This window comes from Ruegeria sp. YTSA226 (assembly GCF_059609905.1).
The window spans coordinates 19,622-35,441 of record NZ_JBXWMQ010000001.1; the positions used below are offsets into that span (position 1 = coordinate 19,622).

Annotated in this window: 19 protein-coding genes and 1 tRNA gene; 11 read left to right on the top strand and 9 right to left on the bottom strand. The window is 57.2% G+C overall.

Annotation, left to right across the window (positions count from 1 at the left end):
- Positions 1–91 precede the first annotated feature (91 nt).
- Positions 92–562: a transcriptional regulator NrdR gene (gene nrdR, locus AC2FFF_RS00105; protein ID WP_142634651.1), complete on the top strand. Its 471-nt coding sequence runs from the start codon at positions 92–94 to the stop codon at positions 560–562.
- Complete coding sequence (ribD, locus tag AC2FFF_RS00110) at positions 559–1,659, top strand: bifunctional diaminohydroxyphosphoribosylaminopyrimidine deaminase/5-amino-6-(5-phosphoribosylamino)uracil reductase RibD (protein ID WP_496882800.1); 1,101 nt, start codon at positions 559–561, stop codon at positions 1,657–1,659. Before nrdR ends, ribD begins: the two co-directional genes overlap by 4 nt.
- Here the strand turns inward: ribD and AC2FFF_RS00115 are convergent.
- The 3 genes from AC2FFF_RS00115 to AC2FFF_RS00125 form a co-directional block, all read right to left on the bottom strand.
- Positions 1,656–3,662: a capsule polysaccharide biogenesis protein gene (locus AC2FFF_RS00115; RefSeq protein ID WP_496882838.1), complete on the bottom strand. Its 2,007-nt coding sequence runs from the start codon at positions 3,660–3,662 to the stop codon at positions 1,656–1,658. The genes ribD and AC2FFF_RS00115 overlap by 4 nt on opposite strands.
- Entirely contained in the window at positions 3,662–4,795 is a 1,134-nt protein-coding gene (locus AC2FFF_RS00120) for a polysaccharide biosynthesis/export family protein (protein WP_281972329.1), read from the bottom strand. The genes AC2FFF_RS00115 and AC2FFF_RS00120 overlap by 1 nt, the downstream gene beginning before the upstream one ends.
- A gap of 92 nt (positions 4,796–4,887) precedes the next feature.
- On the bottom strand, positions 4,888–6,186 hold the full coding sequence (locus AC2FFF_RS00125) for a capsule polysaccharide biogenesis protein (protein WP_281972328.1): 1,299 nt from the start codon (positions 6,184–6,186) through the stop codon (positions 4,888–4,890).
- A 138-nt stretch (positions 6,187–6,324) separates the two neighbouring features.
- Here AC2FFF_RS00125 and AC2FFF_RS00130 point away from each other — a divergent pair, with 138 nt between their 5' ends.
- From AC2FFF_RS00130 to AC2FFF_RS00150, 5 genes are all read left to right on the top strand, one after another.
- On the top strand, positions 6,325–6,912 hold the full coding sequence (locus tag AC2FFF_RS00130) for a riboflavin synthase (RefSeq protein ID WP_142634640.1): 588 nt from the start codon (positions 6,325–6,327) through the stop codon (positions 6,910–6,912).
- 109 nt (positions 6,913–7,021) lie between these two features.
- On the top strand, positions 7,022–8,143 hold the full coding sequence (gene ribB, locus AC2FFF_RS00135; protein WP_281972327.1) for a 3,4-dihydroxy-2-butanone-4-phosphate synthase: 1,122 nt from the start codon (positions 7,022–7,024) through the stop codon (positions 8,141–8,143).
- Positions 8,144–8,145: 2 nt separating this feature from the next.
- Complete coding sequence (locus AC2FFF_RS00140) at positions 8,146–8,697, top strand: 6,7-dimethyl-8-ribityllumazine synthase (protein ID WP_281972326.1); 552 nt, start codon at positions 8,146–8,148, stop codon at positions 8,695–8,697.
- A complete protein-coding gene (gene nusB / locus AC2FFF_RS00145) occupies positions 8,694–9,176 on the top strand; it encodes a transcription antitermination factor NusB (RefSeq protein ID WP_142634634.1) in 483 nt (160 codons plus the stop codon). The genes AC2FFF_RS00140 and nusB overlap by 4 nt, the downstream gene beginning before the upstream one ends.
- 59 nt (positions 9,177–9,235) lie before the next feature.
- Positions 9,236–9,541, top strand: coding sequence for a hypothetical protein (locus tag AC2FFF_RS00150; RefSeq protein ID WP_281972325.1), 306 nt, complete (start codon positions 9,236–9,238; stop codon positions 9,539–9,541).
- A 112-nt stretch (positions 9,542–9,653) separates the two neighbouring features.
- Here AC2FFF_RS00150 and AC2FFF_RS00155 read toward each other — a convergent pair whose 3' ends face one another.
- On the bottom strand, positions 9,654–10,481 hold the full coding sequence (locus tag AC2FFF_RS00155; RefSeq protein WP_281972324.1) for a TauD/TfdA dioxygenase family protein: 828 nt from the start codon (positions 10,479–10,481) through the stop codon (positions 9,654–9,656).
- Between the two features lie 90 nt (positions 10,482–10,571).
- Here AC2FFF_RS00155 and AC2FFF_RS00160 point away from each other — a divergent pair, with 90 nt between their 5' ends.
- Entirely contained in the window at positions 10,572–11,468 is an 897-nt protein-coding gene (locus tag AC2FFF_RS00160) for a LysR family transcriptional regulator (RefSeq protein ID WP_281972323.1), read from the top strand.
- Between the two features lie 275 nt (positions 11,469–11,743).
- On the opposite strand, the gene AC2FFF_RS00165 is transcribed toward AC2FFF_RS00160, so the two are convergent.
- A complete protein-coding gene (locus tag AC2FFF_RS00165; RefSeq protein ID WP_281972322.1) occupies positions 11,744–12,169 on the bottom strand; it encodes an SRPBCC family protein in 426 nt (141 codons plus the stop codon).
- A complete protein-coding gene (locus AC2FFF_RS00170; protein ID WP_271946295.1) occupies positions 12,166–12,486 on the bottom strand; it encodes an ArsR/SmtB family transcription factor in 321 nt (106 codons plus the stop codon). Before AC2FFF_RS00170 ends, AC2FFF_RS00165 begins: the two co-directional genes overlap by 4 nt.
- A 113-nt stretch (positions 12,487–12,599) precedes the next feature.
- On the opposite strand from AC2FFF_RS00170, the gene AC2FFF_RS00175 reads away from it, so the two are divergent.
- Complete coding sequence (locus AC2FFF_RS00175) at positions 12,600–13,031, top strand: MmcB family DNA repair protein (protein ID WP_281972321.1); 432 nt, start codon at positions 12,600–12,602, stop codon at positions 13,029–13,031.
- A 4-nt stretch (positions 13,032–13,035) separates the two neighbouring features.
- On the opposite strand, the gene AC2FFF_RS00180 is transcribed toward AC2FFF_RS00175, so the two are convergent.
- On the bottom strand, positions 13,036–13,224 hold the full coding sequence (locus AC2FFF_RS00180) for a DUF6324 family protein (RefSeq protein ID WP_142634620.1): 189 nt from the start codon (positions 13,222–13,224) through the stop codon (positions 13,036–13,038).
- Positions 13,225–13,301: 77 nt separating this feature from the next.
- On the opposite strand from AC2FFF_RS00180, the gene AC2FFF_RS00185 reads away from it, so the two are divergent.
- The gene (locus tag AC2FFF_RS00185) at positions 13,302–13,784 is read left to right on the top strand and encodes a GNAT family N-acetyltransferase (RefSeq protein ID WP_281972320.1); all 483 of its coding nucleotides are present in this window, start codon (positions 13,302–13,304) and stop codon (positions 13,782–13,784) included.
- A 47-nt stretch (positions 13,785–13,831) separates the two neighbouring features.
- A tRNA-His gene (locus AC2FFF_RS00190) sits at positions 13,832–13,908 on the top strand.
- A 149-nt stretch (positions 13,909–14,057) separates the two neighbouring features.
- Here the strand turns inward: AC2FFF_RS00190 and AC2FFF_RS00195 are convergent.
- A complete protein-coding gene (locus tag AC2FFF_RS00195; protein ID WP_281972319.1) occupies positions 14,058–14,864 on the bottom strand; it encodes an ABC transporter permease in 807 nt (268 codons plus the stop codon).
- A complete protein-coding gene (locus AC2FFF_RS00200) occupies positions 14,861–15,748 on the bottom strand; it encodes an ABC transporter permease (RefSeq protein ID WP_142635158.1) in 888 nt (295 codons plus the stop codon). The genes AC2FFF_RS00195 and AC2FFF_RS00200 overlap by 4 nt, the downstream gene beginning before the upstream one ends.
- Positions 15,749–15,820: the final 72 nt, after the last annotated feature.

Below are 15,820 nucleotides of genomic sequence, written 5' to 3' on the forward strand. Positions count from 1 at the left end.
TACCCAAATCCTAGAGGCTGCCCTATAGTTGTGGATAAGTGGGCCACAGCGCTTACTAAAAGAGGCGGAACAAGAGACGAGGAGACGGCGGATGCGCTGCCCGTTTTGCGGAAATATCGACACTCAGGTCAAAGATTCACGCCCGGCAGAGGATCATGTCGCGATCCGCAGGCGCCGTTTCTGCCCGGCTTGCGGCGGACGGTTCACCACCTATGAACGCGTTCAGTTACGCGATCTGGTTGTGATCAAAACCAATGGAAAACGCGAGGATTTCGATCGCGACAAGCTGGAACGTTCGATCCGTATCTCGATGCAGAAACGCCCGATTGATCCGGAACGTATCGATCAGATGATCTCGGGTATTGTGCGACGGCTGGAAAGCATGGGCGATACCGACATTCCGTCCAGCAAGATCGGTGAAATTGTTATGGAAGCTCTGGCGCGGATCGACACCGTTGCCTATGTTCGGTTTGCAAGCGTGTATAAGAATTTCCAGGCGGCCGATGATTTCGAGGAGTTTGTCCACGAACTGCGCCCGCCGCAGCCTTCGACGGACGAGTGAGCGAAACAGATAAGCGATATATGGCGCTGGCCCTTGACTTGGGGCGGCGCGGACAGGGGACGTGCTGGCCCAACCCATCCGTTGGCTGCGTACTCGTACAGGACGGGCGGATTGTTGGGCGTGGTTGGACGCAACCTGGCGGTCGGCCACATGCAGAAACCGAAGCGTTAAGACAGGCGGGATCGCAGGCGTGTGGCGCGACTGCTTATGTCTCGCTTGAACCCTGCGCCCATCACGGACAGACCCCGCCTTGCGCTCAGGCCTTGATTGAGGCCGGTGTGGCGCGTGTTGTTTCAGCCATCGAAGACAGTGATCCGCGTGTTGCCGGGCAGGGCTTTGCCATGCTGCGCGACGCTGGGATTGACGTGACAACCGGTGTTCTTGCGGATCAGGCGGCCCGCGACCACGCCGGTTTCTTTCTAAAGACCGAACAGGGCCGGCCATTTGTCACGCTTAAACTGGCCAGCAGTTTTGACGGGCGCATTGCGACCGAAAGCGGCCATAGTCAGTGGATTACGGGTCAGACCTCGCGGCGGGCTGTTCATGCCATGCGGGCAACGCATGATGCCGTTATGGTTGGGGCGGGTACAGCGCGTGTAGACGACCCCTCTCTGACAGTTCGGGATCTTGGGATTGAACGTCAGCCTGTGCGCGTCGTCGTTTCGCGCCATCTGGATATCCCGTTGATGGGTCAACTGGCACGCACCGCCTCGAAAGTTCCGGTGTGGTTGTGCCATGGTCCGTCACCGGATGCCGAACGTGCAAAAGCGTGGGAAGGACTGGGCGCAAGGCTTATCCCCTGCGCGTTACGCGATCATCACATCGATGCCGCTGACCTGTTGCTGCAGTTGGGGCAGGAGGGTTTGACCCGCGTCTTTTGCGAGGGCGGATCGTCCCTTGCCGCGTCGCTTTTGGCGGATGAACTGGTTGATGAGTTGATCGGCTTCAGTGCCGGGCTTGCGATTGGTGCCGAAGGTTTGCCTGCCATCGGGGGGCTTGGTATGGATCGTCTGGATGAGGCCCCACGGTTTGAACTGCTGGAGACCCGCATCATCGGTCAAGACGTGATGCATCGCTGGGCGCGGGCATTGCGCTAACGGCGCCAGAGATGCGCCTGTGTTGCGAAAACGCCCTGTAGTTTCGAGAGCAGTCTAAGGCCGGGGCCAGATCGGCTCTGGTAGCCGTCTGTCAGCCTTTCCAATACCACTTCCGGAGGGCAGGGCATGCCGGTGACAGGGTCCAGATACCTCGGGTAATCGATCAGTGCGGCATGGATCAATCCCAGCAGGGAGGGCCGTGCACCACGACGGGCGGGGACGGACCCCAAATCCTGCGTCAAACCCCAACCAGCATAAAAGGGTGCACCGAGCGTTGTGACCGGCAATCCGCGCATCAGCGCCTCGAACCCTAGCAGAGAGGTCATGGTCCAGACCTCCTGAACCTCACCCAACAATGCGGCGGGATCGGTGTTCGTGACGATCAGGTCTGCTAGCCCCTCAGCTTCGGCCTCACCTTCACGCAGGCCAGCTTCGACATCGGGGTGCGGTTTATAGATCAGAACGGCGGTCGGGTTCATCTCGCGGGCGGTGCGCAGAAGTTCGGTATTGGTGCGAACGGTGCTGGTTCCAAACAGGATCGAGGCATCGTCCTCGACCTGTCCGGGCACCAGAATGCGGTGACCTTTTTGCAAGTCCGGAACCGGGCCGCCGGTGTTATATTTGCTGACCGCTCCGGCGATAATCTGTGTCACCAACCGCTCGGCCCGCAATTCCTGATCCGGCCGCAGGGCCTCCCGCTTGGCGATCATCTCTTCCAGCCTGCTGGGTTTGGTCGGGTCGTAATAGATCCCAAGGTCATCCAGCGACAGCGACAGAGGCGGCACAAGGCTGGCCCCCAACCCACGGGACCGAACAAAGCCATCCTCGACCCGTGTGACGTTTTCCATATCACGGCCGTGCCGCGCCCAAACCATGTGGGGACGATCTGGGTTTTCGGGAACGTCAGGTGTGAATTTTACCTTTTTCTCGCGCCCAAACATGTGCTGCAGGTGCCTGCGTTTCCAAAGCCGCATCCCGGATGCCGTCCAGCCCTTGTGATCTTGTCGCCAGGCGCGGGTCAGACCTTCAAGCGTGTCCAGCACGGATTCGAATTCGCACAGCTGATCCCGATAGGGATCGTACCACTTGGGATAAAGAACCATGGTGGCGGCGAAGAGTTGCGCGCGCGTCAGGTTTCGTTGGCGTCTTGGGAAATGGGCTTCGTCTTGGGTAAGACCCCATCCGGCGTAAAACGGTTGGCCGAAGACGCGGGGTTTGTGACCGGCCAATATGGCCTCGAACCCAAGTTGCGAGGACAGGGTGTAGACGCCCACAGCACCCTCTAACAAGGTCCAGGGGCTGATGGCGCTGTGCTGAAAGGATACGCGGTCGGTCAGATCATCGGCAGAGTAATATCCGGGCCGGTGCCCTGCGATCGTGTCGGGGTGGGTTTTGATCAAAACGGTCGCGCCGGGGTTCTCCTCTTGCGCCATAACCAGCATCTCGCGGAACCGGGCCTCATCGCCGCCGCTTGCCCTTACAGAAGCATCGTCGCGTGCTTGATCGACAACCAGGACATACCCTGGGTCCGGCGCAGGGGTCGCGGGATCATAGGCGGAATACTTACTCAGATGCAGTTCGCGCAGCCGCGCCATCCCGCCACGTGCCCGGTTCAGCAGGGCCGTATTATCCAACGGGTCGGTCGCAAGAAGTGTTTCCAGATCCGAAGGCTGTGTTGGATCAAAATGCACACCGCTGCGATCAAGCAGCAGACCCAGCGGAGCATCGCCATTGCGTCCTGAGTGCAGAGATCGCAGGAATGCATCCTCTACGCGCAAGATCGGAGTATTGTATTTGGTCGCTATACGCAGTCCACGATGTGCCGTCGGGCTATTGCCCCAGATACCCACCAGATCCGACCCCTTGGGCGTGCCGATGCCGATATCATATCCGGCCAGTGACAGAATTCTCCGCACGCGCGCGGCTGTCAGAAATCCGCCATTATAGACCAAAAGACGACTGCGTTCGGCCTTGGCATGCGTTCCTTGAGGAACGGAGGGCATCATCCGCCTGTCAGTGTCGTGACATTGGCAAGCGGGGTCAGGCCACCGGCGATCAACGAGATGGATTTGCTCCATTGCGCGTAAGGTGCTTCGGTGACGTAAATTGTGTCATCATCGCGGATGACAAAGTCACGGGCGATGAAAAGGCCATTGGGTGCTGTCAGGTTCAGCACGTAGATCATGCGCTGCTCTCCCTGCAGGTCCGGTTTTCCCATGACTGACCGGACAATGTCCTGTCGTTCCTTTCGTAGAACGAAAATGCCGGTCGGGTCCGAAGACAGGGGCTGTAAGCCACCAACCTGTGCCAGCGCTTCCAGCGCGGACAGATCCTGACTGTCGAATGCCACGCGCGACTGACCGCCCGTCGCCCCCAAGGCGACATAGGACCGGTTGTCGGCTTCGACTAGAATGCGGTCGCCACCCCGCAGGGCAACGTCAAATTCCGGGTTGCGGAACAAGTCATTGTACCAGACCGTCCCTTTTTGATTGCCTCGGATCAGTGTCACCAGGGCGATATCGGACCCTTCGATCACGCCGCCAGCCCGTGTCAGCATTCCGGCCAGTGTGCGGGTTGGTCGTTCGATCGGATAGATCCCGGGTGCGGACAGGGTGCCCGACAGCGAAACGGTTGATCCGTCCCCGGCGATACGGCGCACTTCGACCTGAGGATCAGGGGTCTGATCCTGGAGCTTTTCCGTGATCAACATGCGAAGCTGTTCCGGCGTGTTTCCGGCTGCGCGCAGGCGCCCGGCATAGGGAACAAAGATGAAGCCCTCGCTGTCGACCTGTACCTCTTCCAGGGATGTTGAGGCGCCGGTCTCTCCGGATAACAGCCCGTCATCTACGTTTTCCCAGATTGTCAGGCCCAGTACATCACCCGGACGAACCGTGTCGGCGGTCAGGTTCTGAGCGCTACGGAAGGTTTGCGAGAACCCGTATTGAGGCACTGCCGACGTGACCTGCGCCACCCGGTCGTTGACCTCAACAACATAGGCGTTTCCACCTTTTGTGGTCGAACCGGCAAGGATTTCGGATTTGTTTGGGCCGGTTTTAGGTAGTTGGCACGCGGCCAGCAGGCCAAGAGCGGCCACAAGGGTTACACCCCGTCCCCATCGGATTGGAAAGCGCTGCACTGCCGAATATCCTCGAACGTCTTGGTTTTGGTCTTTTGTTTCCAGCAGCGTACTTGTTTCCCACTGCAATCGCCAGCATCAAGAGGGGTGATTTACTCAACGATCCTCAACTGTGGCGTCCGCGCCTCTTTGTCGGTCAGCACGGATTGGTAGGGATCTTTCGCCCTTAGCATCATATCCACGGCGCGCCTAAGCAACTGTCGCCGCCCACGGCGTGAATAAAACCCGCCGGGGACCTGACTGGTTTCAAGCAGAAAACGCCTATAGCTTTGATAGGCTTCGGTATCGGGGATATCTGGATTGGAAAAGAAATCAGTGATCGGTTGGCTGGAAACAAATTCGGGCTTGTCATAGACCGATTTGCCAAAGGCGCGCAGAGGAATGCCGCGCCACAATACCTGCTGACCCGCAGTTGAATTGATCGTCACGGCCGAGCTCGCTTCGTTGAGCAATGTGGCCAGTTTGCCCCCGGGTACATAATGGACCCGATCAGCGATACCCAGTGTTTTGGCCAGCTTGCGTGCCACCTGGCGCAATGGTTCCCGATGGTTTTCCAGCGGGTGTTCTTTGATGACCAGATGATGGTGCGTTGGTGCGCCATTTGCAAAACCGTGCAGTACCTGCTCAAGAAATTCGGACATGCAGTCAAAGTCCGAGTGTGACTGAACTGAACTGTCATGTCCCAGTTGCAGCAATGCCAAGTGATAGGGAAACCCGCCCCGCCGGACTCGCTCCGTCGCCATACGCCGCCGGATTCTGTGGAACGGCATCATTGCCAGCCGTTTGAAATAAAGCCTGAACTCTTTCGAAACCGGTAGGTCACGGTGGGTTCGAAAATTGCGATACTTGCCGTTCAGGAACAGAACAAACCAATGATACAGCGCGCCATAGAAAATATGCTGTCGCATATCACCCCAATGCGTCGGAGGGGGCGGCATCGGCGCATCAGTACGCTCCAGCGCTCGCTGCATCTGGGTAACTTCCAGATTCATCAGATGCGAATTGCCATTCGTACCTGTGCGTTCGTAGGTGACCCACCAGGGCCTCAGATACCCTTCTTCGAAAACATGAACAGTGATCCCGTGGGCGCGGGCGATGCGGATGGCTTGGGCGTGGATTGGACGCGTATCGCCATACAGGACAATGTCTGTCACCTCGCGGCCGACAACCAGGTCAACAAATTTTGCCGGCCAGTTCTCGGGTTTGCCAGCATAGGGAATAAAGCTGGCCTTATCAGACCAGAAAGCCTGATCCCCGGCGTTGAAACCCACGCGCCACACCTCGGAACCCGCTGCGCGCAGGATCTTACCAAGCGCGCCAAAAAACGGCCCGTGCGGTCCTTGCAGGAAAAGAAATACGCGTTTTTGCGCAGCGCCGTTGAGTGGTAACATTTCTGCTGCTCTTGTCGTTAGATGAGGAATTATGCCTGTTTGTCGTATTTGCGGCAACCTGGGGCTTGCCCGTAGGCGCGCTTACGCTTACCTCGACGGTGAGCGCTGGCATCAGGTTAGAAACAGAGGGTTAACGCAATGTTTACGGGGATCGTCACAGATATCGGCACCATCACCGAACTGGAGCAGCAAGGCGATCTGCGGGCGCGGATCAAAACCGCCTACAATACCCCGGGGATTGATATTGGTGCATCCATTGCCAGCGACGGCGTTTGCCTGACAGTCATCGCACTGGGCGAAGACTGGTATGATGTGCAAATCAGCGCGGAAACCGTTTCGAAAACAAACCTGGATCGCTGGACCGTCGGCAAACGCGTCAATCTGGAACGCGCGCTGAAGGTCGGAGATGAGTTGGGCGGTCATATCGTGTCTGGTCATGTTGATGGCGTCGCAGAAGTGGTCGCCGTTCTGGACGAGGGCGACAGCACGCGGGTAACCTTGCGCGCACCCAAAGATCTGGCTCGCTTCATTGCGCCCAAGGGATCAGTTGCGCTGAACGGTACTTCTTTGACCGTAAACGATGTGGACGGGTGCGATTTTGGTATCAACTTCATTCCGCACACCAAAGAGGTGACGACCTGGGGGGATGTCGGCATCGGCGACCGGGTCAATCTTGAGATCGACACGCTGGCTCGCTATGTCGCGCGCCTCGCTGAAATGTCCTAGTCCACAATTCAACGTCGCGTCTGACCGGAACGGTGCCGCATGCGGTCTGGTCTTTGACCGCGCGGTGGTCTATCCACCCGGTCAAACTTGGCATGTGAAAGGCTGCCCCATGAGCTTTGAAACTCCCGGACCGGTCGAGGCCCAGCTGCGCGCGGCAATCAGCCCGATCAAAGAGATCATCGACGAGGCGCGCAGAGGCCGGATGTATATCCTGGTTGATCACGAAGATCGCGAGAATGAGGGCGATCTGGTGATTGCCGCCGAGTTCGCTGATGCTGAGGCAATTAATTTCATGGCCACCCATGGTCGTGGCCTGATCTGCCTGCCGATGACGGCGGAACGGATTGACACGTTGGGTCTGCCGATGATGGCGGTGAACAACTCGTCACGTCATGAGACCGCGTTCACCGTGTCGATTGAAGCGCGCGAGGGAGTGTCGACTGGCATTTCCGCTGGTGACCGGGCGCTGACCGTGGCGACTGCGATCAACGAGCAAAACACGATGGTCCATATCGCCACGCCGGGTCACGTCTTCCCCTTGCGGGCCAAGCGGGGCGGGGTGCTGGTGCGCGCGGGCCATACCGAGGCCGCCGTTGATATCTCACGCCTGGCCGGGCTGAACCCGTCGGGCGTGATCTGCGAGATCATGAACCCTGACGGAACCATGGCGCGGCTGCCTGACCTGGTCGAATTCGCCAAGGAACACGGGTTGAAGATCGGCACGATCAGCGACTTGATCGCCTACCGGTCGCGCAATGACAATCTGGTGGTTGAGACATCTCGGGAAACCGTCACATCCGAATATGGCGGCGACTGGGAAATGCGGATTTTCACCGATCAGACCCATGGCATCGAACATGTCGTGATGGTCAAGGGTGACATCACCACGCCCGAGCCGGTTTTGACCCGGACCCATGCGCTGCACGAGGCGCCCGACATTCTGGGTCTTGGCCCGAAATCCTCACGTGAGCTGCCGCGCGCGATGGAAAAGATTGCGGATGAAGGGCGCGGCGTAGTCTGTCTGTTCCGCCAACCGCGCAACTCGCTCTATGCGGCTGAAGATGAGGGCCCGCGCACCATCAAACAAACCGGTCTGGGGGCGCAGATCCTGTCCAAGATGGGGATCCAGGAACTTGTGCTGCTGACCGACTCGCCGGAAACCGTTTATCTCGGGCTCGACGCTTTTGGCCTGTCCATTGTCGGGACCCGTTCTATCCTCAGGGAGGACTGATTGTGGCTGAACAAGACAAACACGGCGTGTTGCCGACACCGAGTTTCGACAAACCCGTCAAGCTGTTGATCGTTGTGGCCCCGTTCTATCGCGCCATCGCTGACAATCTGGTGGCTGGCGCAAAGGCCGAGATCGAAGGGGCAGGCGGCACCTGTGATGTGGTCGAAGTGCCCGGCGCCTTGGAAATCCCGACGGCTATCGCCATGGCGGACCGTCAGTGCAATTTTGACGGCTATGTCGCGCTGGGCTGTGTCATTCGCGGAGAGACCACGCATTACGAAACCGTCTGCAACGACTCCAGCCGTGCCATCCAACTGATGGGTCTGCAGGGGCTGTGCATCGGCAACGGTATCCTGACAGTCGAGAATGACGATCAGGCCGAAGTGCGCGCCAATCCGGAAAAAATGAATAAAGGGGGCGGGGCTGCCGCTGCGGCCTTGCATCTGATCGCGCTCAGCCGTAAGTGGGGCTCTTCCAAAAAGGGCGTCGGGTTCAAGCCGCCGTCCGAGTCCATCCTTGTGGCGGGCGACAGCAACGGATCCACGACAGCATGACCAAGACAGACGCGCCAAAACCGGCCAACCAGAAACGCCTGATGAAATCCGCCGCTCGGCTCTATGCCGTGCAGGCGCTGTTCCAGATGGAGCAATCGGGTCAGACAACCGATCAGGTTGTGACCGAGTTTCTGGATCACCGCTTTGGCGCCGTCTATGAGGGCGAGGAAATGCTGGACGGCGATATTCGCCTGTTCCGCAAGCTGGTTGAAGATGCGGTCAATTATCAGGCGCCGATCGATCAGATGACCGATCGTGCTTTGGTTGCCAAATGGCCGATTGCCCGGATCGACCCGACCCTGCGCGCGGCCTTCCGGGCCGCCGGAGCAGAGCTGACACAGAACGACACACCGCCCAAGGTGGTCATCACTGAATTCGTCGATGTGGCGCGGGCCTTCTTCCCCGAAGGTAAAGAGACCAAATTTGTCAACGCAGTGCTGGATCACATGGCGCACGAGGCCAAGCCCGAGGCGTTCTGACGCGTTTACACGGATCAAATATGCGTTAAACTGAATATTATAGCGCAATGAGGTCCGCCATGCCCAAACTGATCCGTTTGTATATCACGCAAGTGGCCTGGGGCTTTGCCATCTCGGCAATTTTTGTCGGGGTGCTTCTGGCCCTGAACGTCGCCAACCTGCGTCATCTGATTACTGGTTCTGATATCGGTCTGGTTGCTCTGGCGATGATCTGGTTCATGAACGGGATCGTCTTTGCCGGTGTACAGTTTGCCTATGCCATTATGAGCATGGCAGAAAAACCCGGCGGTCCGCGCGGTGGAACGCCGGTTTCTGTCAGGCTAAAGCCTGCCTTGATCAAACAAGAGACACGTACTGGGCGTTAGGACACGTGACACGCCGGCTGAGGTGGACGCAGAGCTTGCCCGCCGTAATTGTTAGGTCAGGGCGTCAGTTTTAGTCTGACTGCGTTGTGACTTTTGTCTGACAGGGTTCGGGTCATTCGGCAGACAAGGCGACACCCTCCACGGTAACCCTGTGCATCAATCGTCGAAATCCATGATAGTCATTGACCGCTTTGTGCCATGTGGCCCGGTTGTCCCAGATGGTCATGTCGCCTGTTTGCCAACGAATGCGGCATTGGAACTCGGGTTGCTGGCAATGGTCATATAGCATTGCAAGGATGGCTGCTGATTCATCAGCGCTCAGGCCTTCGATATGGGTTGTGAACACTGGATTCACATAAATACCGCGCCGCCCGCTGAGGGGGTGTTTTATGATCACAGGATGTCGCGCGTCTTGGGTGGCTGCCTGTGCATTGCTTAGCCGACCACTTTGCGCCGCTTCACTGTCCTGTGTGCTTGTTCCAAAAACGTGCCGAGAGGAATGAACCGCCCAGAGCCCATCCAGAAAGCTCCGCATGGTAGGTGACAGCGCCTCATAAGCTGCACCCATCGAGACGAACAGCGTGTCGCCTCCAAAGGGCGGGGTTTCCAAAGCATGCAGGATAGACCCCATCGCCGGGATTTGGTCGTAGGAATGATCGGTATGCCAGCCCTCTCCGATGGCCTCTTTCTGATCCTTTTCCTTCAGCACCATAGCGATTTCTGGATGCCCATCGACCGGCCTGAAGAAGCGGTTGATGTTGATCGCGCCAAAGCGTTGGGCAAACGCCAGATGCTCATCCGGGCCGACATCCTGCGCTCTGAGTACGATGACAGAGTGCTGAGCAAAGGCCGTATGAATGGCGTCGAACTGGCTGCCGTCTCGGATATCGGCGCCGATGATCTCTGCGCCCACACCGCCGGTAAGTGGTCTGATGTCCATCTGCTTTCTCCCTGAGTTTCAAACGCAGGGTAGCGCATTGCTAAAGGTCGAAAAAACTGATTTAAAATTTGTAAAGAGAAGATTTTATTGATGATACGTTTCACTTTGCGCCAGTTGTCGTTCTTTGCCGAGACGGCGCGATGTGGCGGTATCGCGCAGGCAGCCAGGAACCTGAATGTTTCGGCCGCCGCTATTTCATCGGCAATCGACAAACTCGAAGATGTCACTGGTTTGACGTTGTTTGACCGCTTTCCCGCACGCGGGATGAGGTTGACCCGCGTTGGCGCAGCCTTTTTGACGGATTCCGACGCGTTGCTGATGCAAGCAGGCGCGCTCGGCAATCGGGCCGCTGTGATGGCTGAGGGTAAAACAGGGTCTATTGTGATCGGGACACATTATGCGATTGCGCAGAAGATCATTCTACCAGCTGTTCTGGCTTTTCGCCAAAGCCATCCCGGTATCCGCATCGAGGTTGTTGAGGATGATTTCCCGAACCTCGTTGCTGCGATAGATGCGGGCGAGTTGGACGCGCTTGTGGTGTTTGATCAAGGGTTTGAACCCCGACGTCATCACGTTGAAGTACTTAAAGAACTGGCGCCTCTGGTTTTACTCCCGGCCTCGCACCCATTGGCGCATGCCGCCAGCATACAGCTTGAGCAGCTGACAGGCATGCCCTACATCGCAGTGTCGCGTTCCGGTCCGGGTCCAAGCTATCTTGACCTGTTGCAGGCCGCCGGGCTTGATCCAGAAGTGCCGCTGACCTCGCAATCGCGAGAGTTGGTGCATGCCTATGTTGGCAAAGGGCTCGGGTTCACGCTGGTTGGTTTTCCGCCAGAGGCGAGCCGCACGATAGAAGGCGATGCGGTCGTAGCGCGTCCGCTGGCACAGGATATCGGGTATTTTAATGTTGTGATTGTGCAGCACCGCGCCATTCGGCAACCCGAACCCGTAAAAGCATTTCTTGATGCCTGTCTGCTCCAGGTATGATTAGCGCGATCTGGCCCGCAGGTCAGAACCCAGAGCTCGGAAATCCGGCTATTTCCTGCCGGAGTTTGGATCGAGTGTGGCGGGACCACCAGTCAACCGTGCGGTTTGATTCCCGAGGACCTGTATGTACAGGTGGGCGCCAGGTAATCAGGCCAGGACCTGAACAGAGCCAGCCCCCTCGGAATTGCTTAAGGCCACCAGAATGCTACCAGTCACAAGAAGGGCAGAACCCGCCACGGGCCTAAGTAGGGCGTCCGGCGGGTTCGCACAAGGGGTCAGGCGTCAACAGTTTCGTGCAAGGCCACGCGCATCTTGCCAAAATGCTCGTCCCAGCCATTGTCCAGCGCCAGGATCAGGCCAAAGGCCTCGGCACCTTGCGGCAGACCTTCGTGCAGCAGGTCCAGGCGTGTACCGCCCGCAACCGGTTCCAGCGTCCATTTCACGATGCTTACCGCGTCGCCCATCGGCTTAACCGTGAACGAGTATTCCAGATAAGACGGAGGGCGCGCCTCGCGGACCTCTCCCCAGATCAGCAGGTCGCCACTGGTCGTTCCGAACATCTCAAGCTTTTGGCCCTGCGCCAGGGGGCGTTCGGGTTTGTGAAACCATTCCGCCAACCGGTCGGGTTCGGTCAGATAGGCCCAGACAGTCTCGGGCTCGGCCCTCAGGAAGATGGATTTCCTTAGAACGGCATCAGTCATTTTGATTTCCTTTCAACAGCTTCTTTAAGAGAGTTAAGGCGTTCATCCCAGAATTGATCAAAGTAGCTGAGCCAATCCAGAACAGGGGCCATGCCTTTTGGTTCAAGTCGGTTTATGCGTTCCCGGCCACGGGCTTCGACGGCAATCAGGCCGCCATCCGACAGCACGGTTAGGTGTTTCTTGACCGCCGCGCGGGTCATGTCGAAGCGATCAGTCAACTGAGCGATCGTCATGTCCTGCAGTGCTAACATCTGCACAATGTCCCTGCGGGTAGGGTCAGCCAGAGCGCGGAACGCGTTTTGAGTTTGGTTTTCCATATGCAACCTAAAGAGATACCATTTGGTTTCATATTAATGCGATACCAAGTGGTACTATGTCAAGCCCTATGGGCTCACTTTACATTTGTTCACTAATTGTTCACATTTGGGATATGACATTGGACCTGCAACCCGGACAAAGACTTGCACGTGGCGTCGCCCGTCACCTGACGGCGCATGGCTTTGTATCCGTTGAGGAATTCGTGCCTATACGCGGACTGCGGGTTGATGTGATGGGGCTGGGTCCTAAGGGTGAGCTTTGGGTGATCGAATGTAAATCAAGCCGCGCTGATTTCCAGTCGGATTCCAAATGGCAGGGCTATTTGGAGTGGTGTGATCGATTCTTCTGGGCAGTGGATACGGAGTTTCCGACCGAGCTGTTGCCTGCCGAGACCGGGTTGATCATTGCCGATGCTTATGACGCCGAGATCGTGCGTATGGCACCAGAGGACAAGATAGCTCCGGCCCGGCGGAAGAAGATGATCCAGAAATTTGCCACAGACGCGGCCCGTCGCTTGCAGTCTCTGAGAGATCCCAGAATTTGATAGGTCAGCTTTTTACTGCCCGTGCGGCATGCGCGGCGGCGCGGAGCTCGTCGGCAATCTCTTCGGCTTCTTCTGGATCGAAATCCATTGGAATCTCAAGGTTTTCTGCTTCGATGAATAGGCGCACCATCCCCTGATCTGTTGGTCCGATCTGCAAATTCGCCTGAATGTCACTTTCGGTATTGATGCTCATGTGTGCCTCCGGGGATGAGAGTTCGTGCTAGCGCGCAAAGGCTTGAGAATCAAGTTACCTTTGCGTTCAAATAGGGGATGCACTCTATTCAGATCAGACCCTTTGAAGCTTTGGACGCGCCGTGGTTGGTGGCTGTGCATGATCTTTTGTATTCACGAGACGAGGGTTTTGACGACTCTTTTGTCGTGTTGGTGAAAGAAATCCTCGATGATTTTATCACTGACCATGATGCCAAGCGCGAGCGTGGCTGGATTGCGGAATGTGACGGTAAACCTTTGGGCAGTATTTTCTGCGTTGCCCTGAGTGAAACGACCGCAAAACTGCGGTTGTTCTTACTGTTGCCCGAAGCGCGCGGGGTGGGTCTGGGAAAGCGGATGCTGGAGAGCTGCATGGGCTTTGCTCGCAGCGCCGGTTACACTGAAATGAGGCTGTGGACGCATGAAAGCCACAAGGCTGCCTGTGCGCTTTATGGGTCCACTGGGTGGCAGTTGATGGATAGCAAACCGGTCCATTCCTTCGGGGTTGATCTGGTCGAACAAAGCTGGAAAATTCAGCTTTAATCCTCTTGCATTCCGCGAACGCGTTCGATACATCGCCCTTCACAAGTGCCGCCTTAGCTCAGTTGGTTAGAGCGCTGGATTGTGGATCCAGAGGTCCCCTGTTCAAGCCAGGGAGGCGGTACCATCTCCCCGATTGCCAGAAAATTCCCAAGCTAGTTCCGCCCCTAGGCCGTCGCGCAAATCGAAGGGCTGCCTTTACTCAAAACGGTACCGACTTTTATCTGAGAAATTGTCTTTTCCGGGGATTGCAGCGGCTGCATCCCCGGATGGGCCTTAGCGTGCCAGATTCAGGCGAAAGCGCATCTTTGTTTTCCGTTCCGCAGGTAAATGACGGTTCAGATGCTTGTTCACTAGGCCGAACCCCCCAACGATCGCAAGCGTCAGTAAGATGAAATAGAAGGCAAGGATTGGATAGGCGACAAAGGGGTTGAACGTCTTATCCGCGAAATAGCTTGCGTAATACAGCGCATCGCCTCGTTGCTGCCAGGCGGGGAAGGCCGAGAAGAACACCAGCGTGGTGGCATGGAACAGAAAGATCGCCTCATTCGTGTAGGCGGGCCAGGCAAGCCGCAGCATGGTGGGCCAGACGATCCGCCGGAAGCGAGACCAGCCGGACATGCCATAAGCATCTGCAGCCTCGGTATCGCCCTTGGGAATGGATCGGAGCGCGCCAAAGAAAATTTCGGCTGAATAGGCGGCAGTGTTCAGAAACAGAACGATCAGCGCCCCAATCCAGGCCGACGTCAGAGAATCGAACATCGGATAGGATTTCTTCAGCGACAGGAAGAAGAAATAGGCAAAGAAAAACTGAATGAACAGCGGCGAACCACGAAAGATGAAAATGAACCATTCCGAAGGTTTGCGCAGCCAGAAACTGGGTGAAGCTTTGCCAAGCGCCAGTGCTGTGGCAAGGAAAAACCCGGTCGCAAGCGCCATGACTCCGAAATAGATATTCCAGATCATACCAGACCCGATCAGGGTAAAGTGCTCACATAAGGTAAAGTCGGATTTTGGCAGCAGACGCTCGCCATATCCAAGAGATCGCAGGCCGTAGTCCTGAATGGTCTGCAAGCAGCTCATGCGGTGGTCTCCTTGCGCAGCAATTCTCCGGCGGCGGTGGCCTGTCCGTGGGACAGCCGGCGCATCAGGCGCTCAAGCCCGATCTCGGACATACGGGTGAAGCCAAGGTAGAAAACCAGCAGGAACAGGAAATACCACATGCGCCAGTCACCGTGTGGGTATTGCGTAAACTTCGGAGTCTTGGTGCTGCCCAGTTCGCGGGCCCAGTACACGATATCTTCGATGCCCAGAAGGAACAGCAACGGCGTGGCCTTGATCAGAACCATCCAGAGATTGCTGAGACCGGGCAGGGCATAAACCCACATCTGAGGCACAAGGATTTTCCAGAAAGTCTGGCGACGGGACATCCCATAGGCTTCGGCGGTTTCCAGCTGTGTATAGGGTACGGCCCGCATGCCGCCGAACAGAACATTGGCGGCGAAAGCACCGAAAACAATAGAGAAAGTGATGACAGCCAGAAAGAACCCATAGGTTTCGTGCACCCATTCCGGCGAGGTGCCCAGTGGCAGTTTGGCAGATTGGCAGACGATAAAGTCGTTGCCCTGTCGGATCGAATCCGTCCAGTCCGGGCAGAGAATTTGATGCCGCGTCCATTCGAATGCCTGATCCAAAGCAATCACGAAGAACATGAAAAAGGCGATATCCGGCACGCCGCGCACGATGGCGATATAACCCTTACCCAGCCAACTGACCGGCAGAACGTGCGAACGGGCAGCCATGGCCCCGACGAACCCGAAACCCAGCGCTACGGGCGCCGTCACGGCAAGCAGAGCCAGTACCTTGAGGAAGGACAGGTAAAAGGACCAATGCACACCATTGGTCAGATAGCACGAGAACCAACGGAAGGTTCCCAGCGTGTCGGGGTCAGTGCAGAACGAAAAAATGGCGGGCCTCTTCAGGTGGTAAAGGCGCTGGGGCGGCGCGCCCGTAGACTGGGGCACGCCGCCGGATCAGAA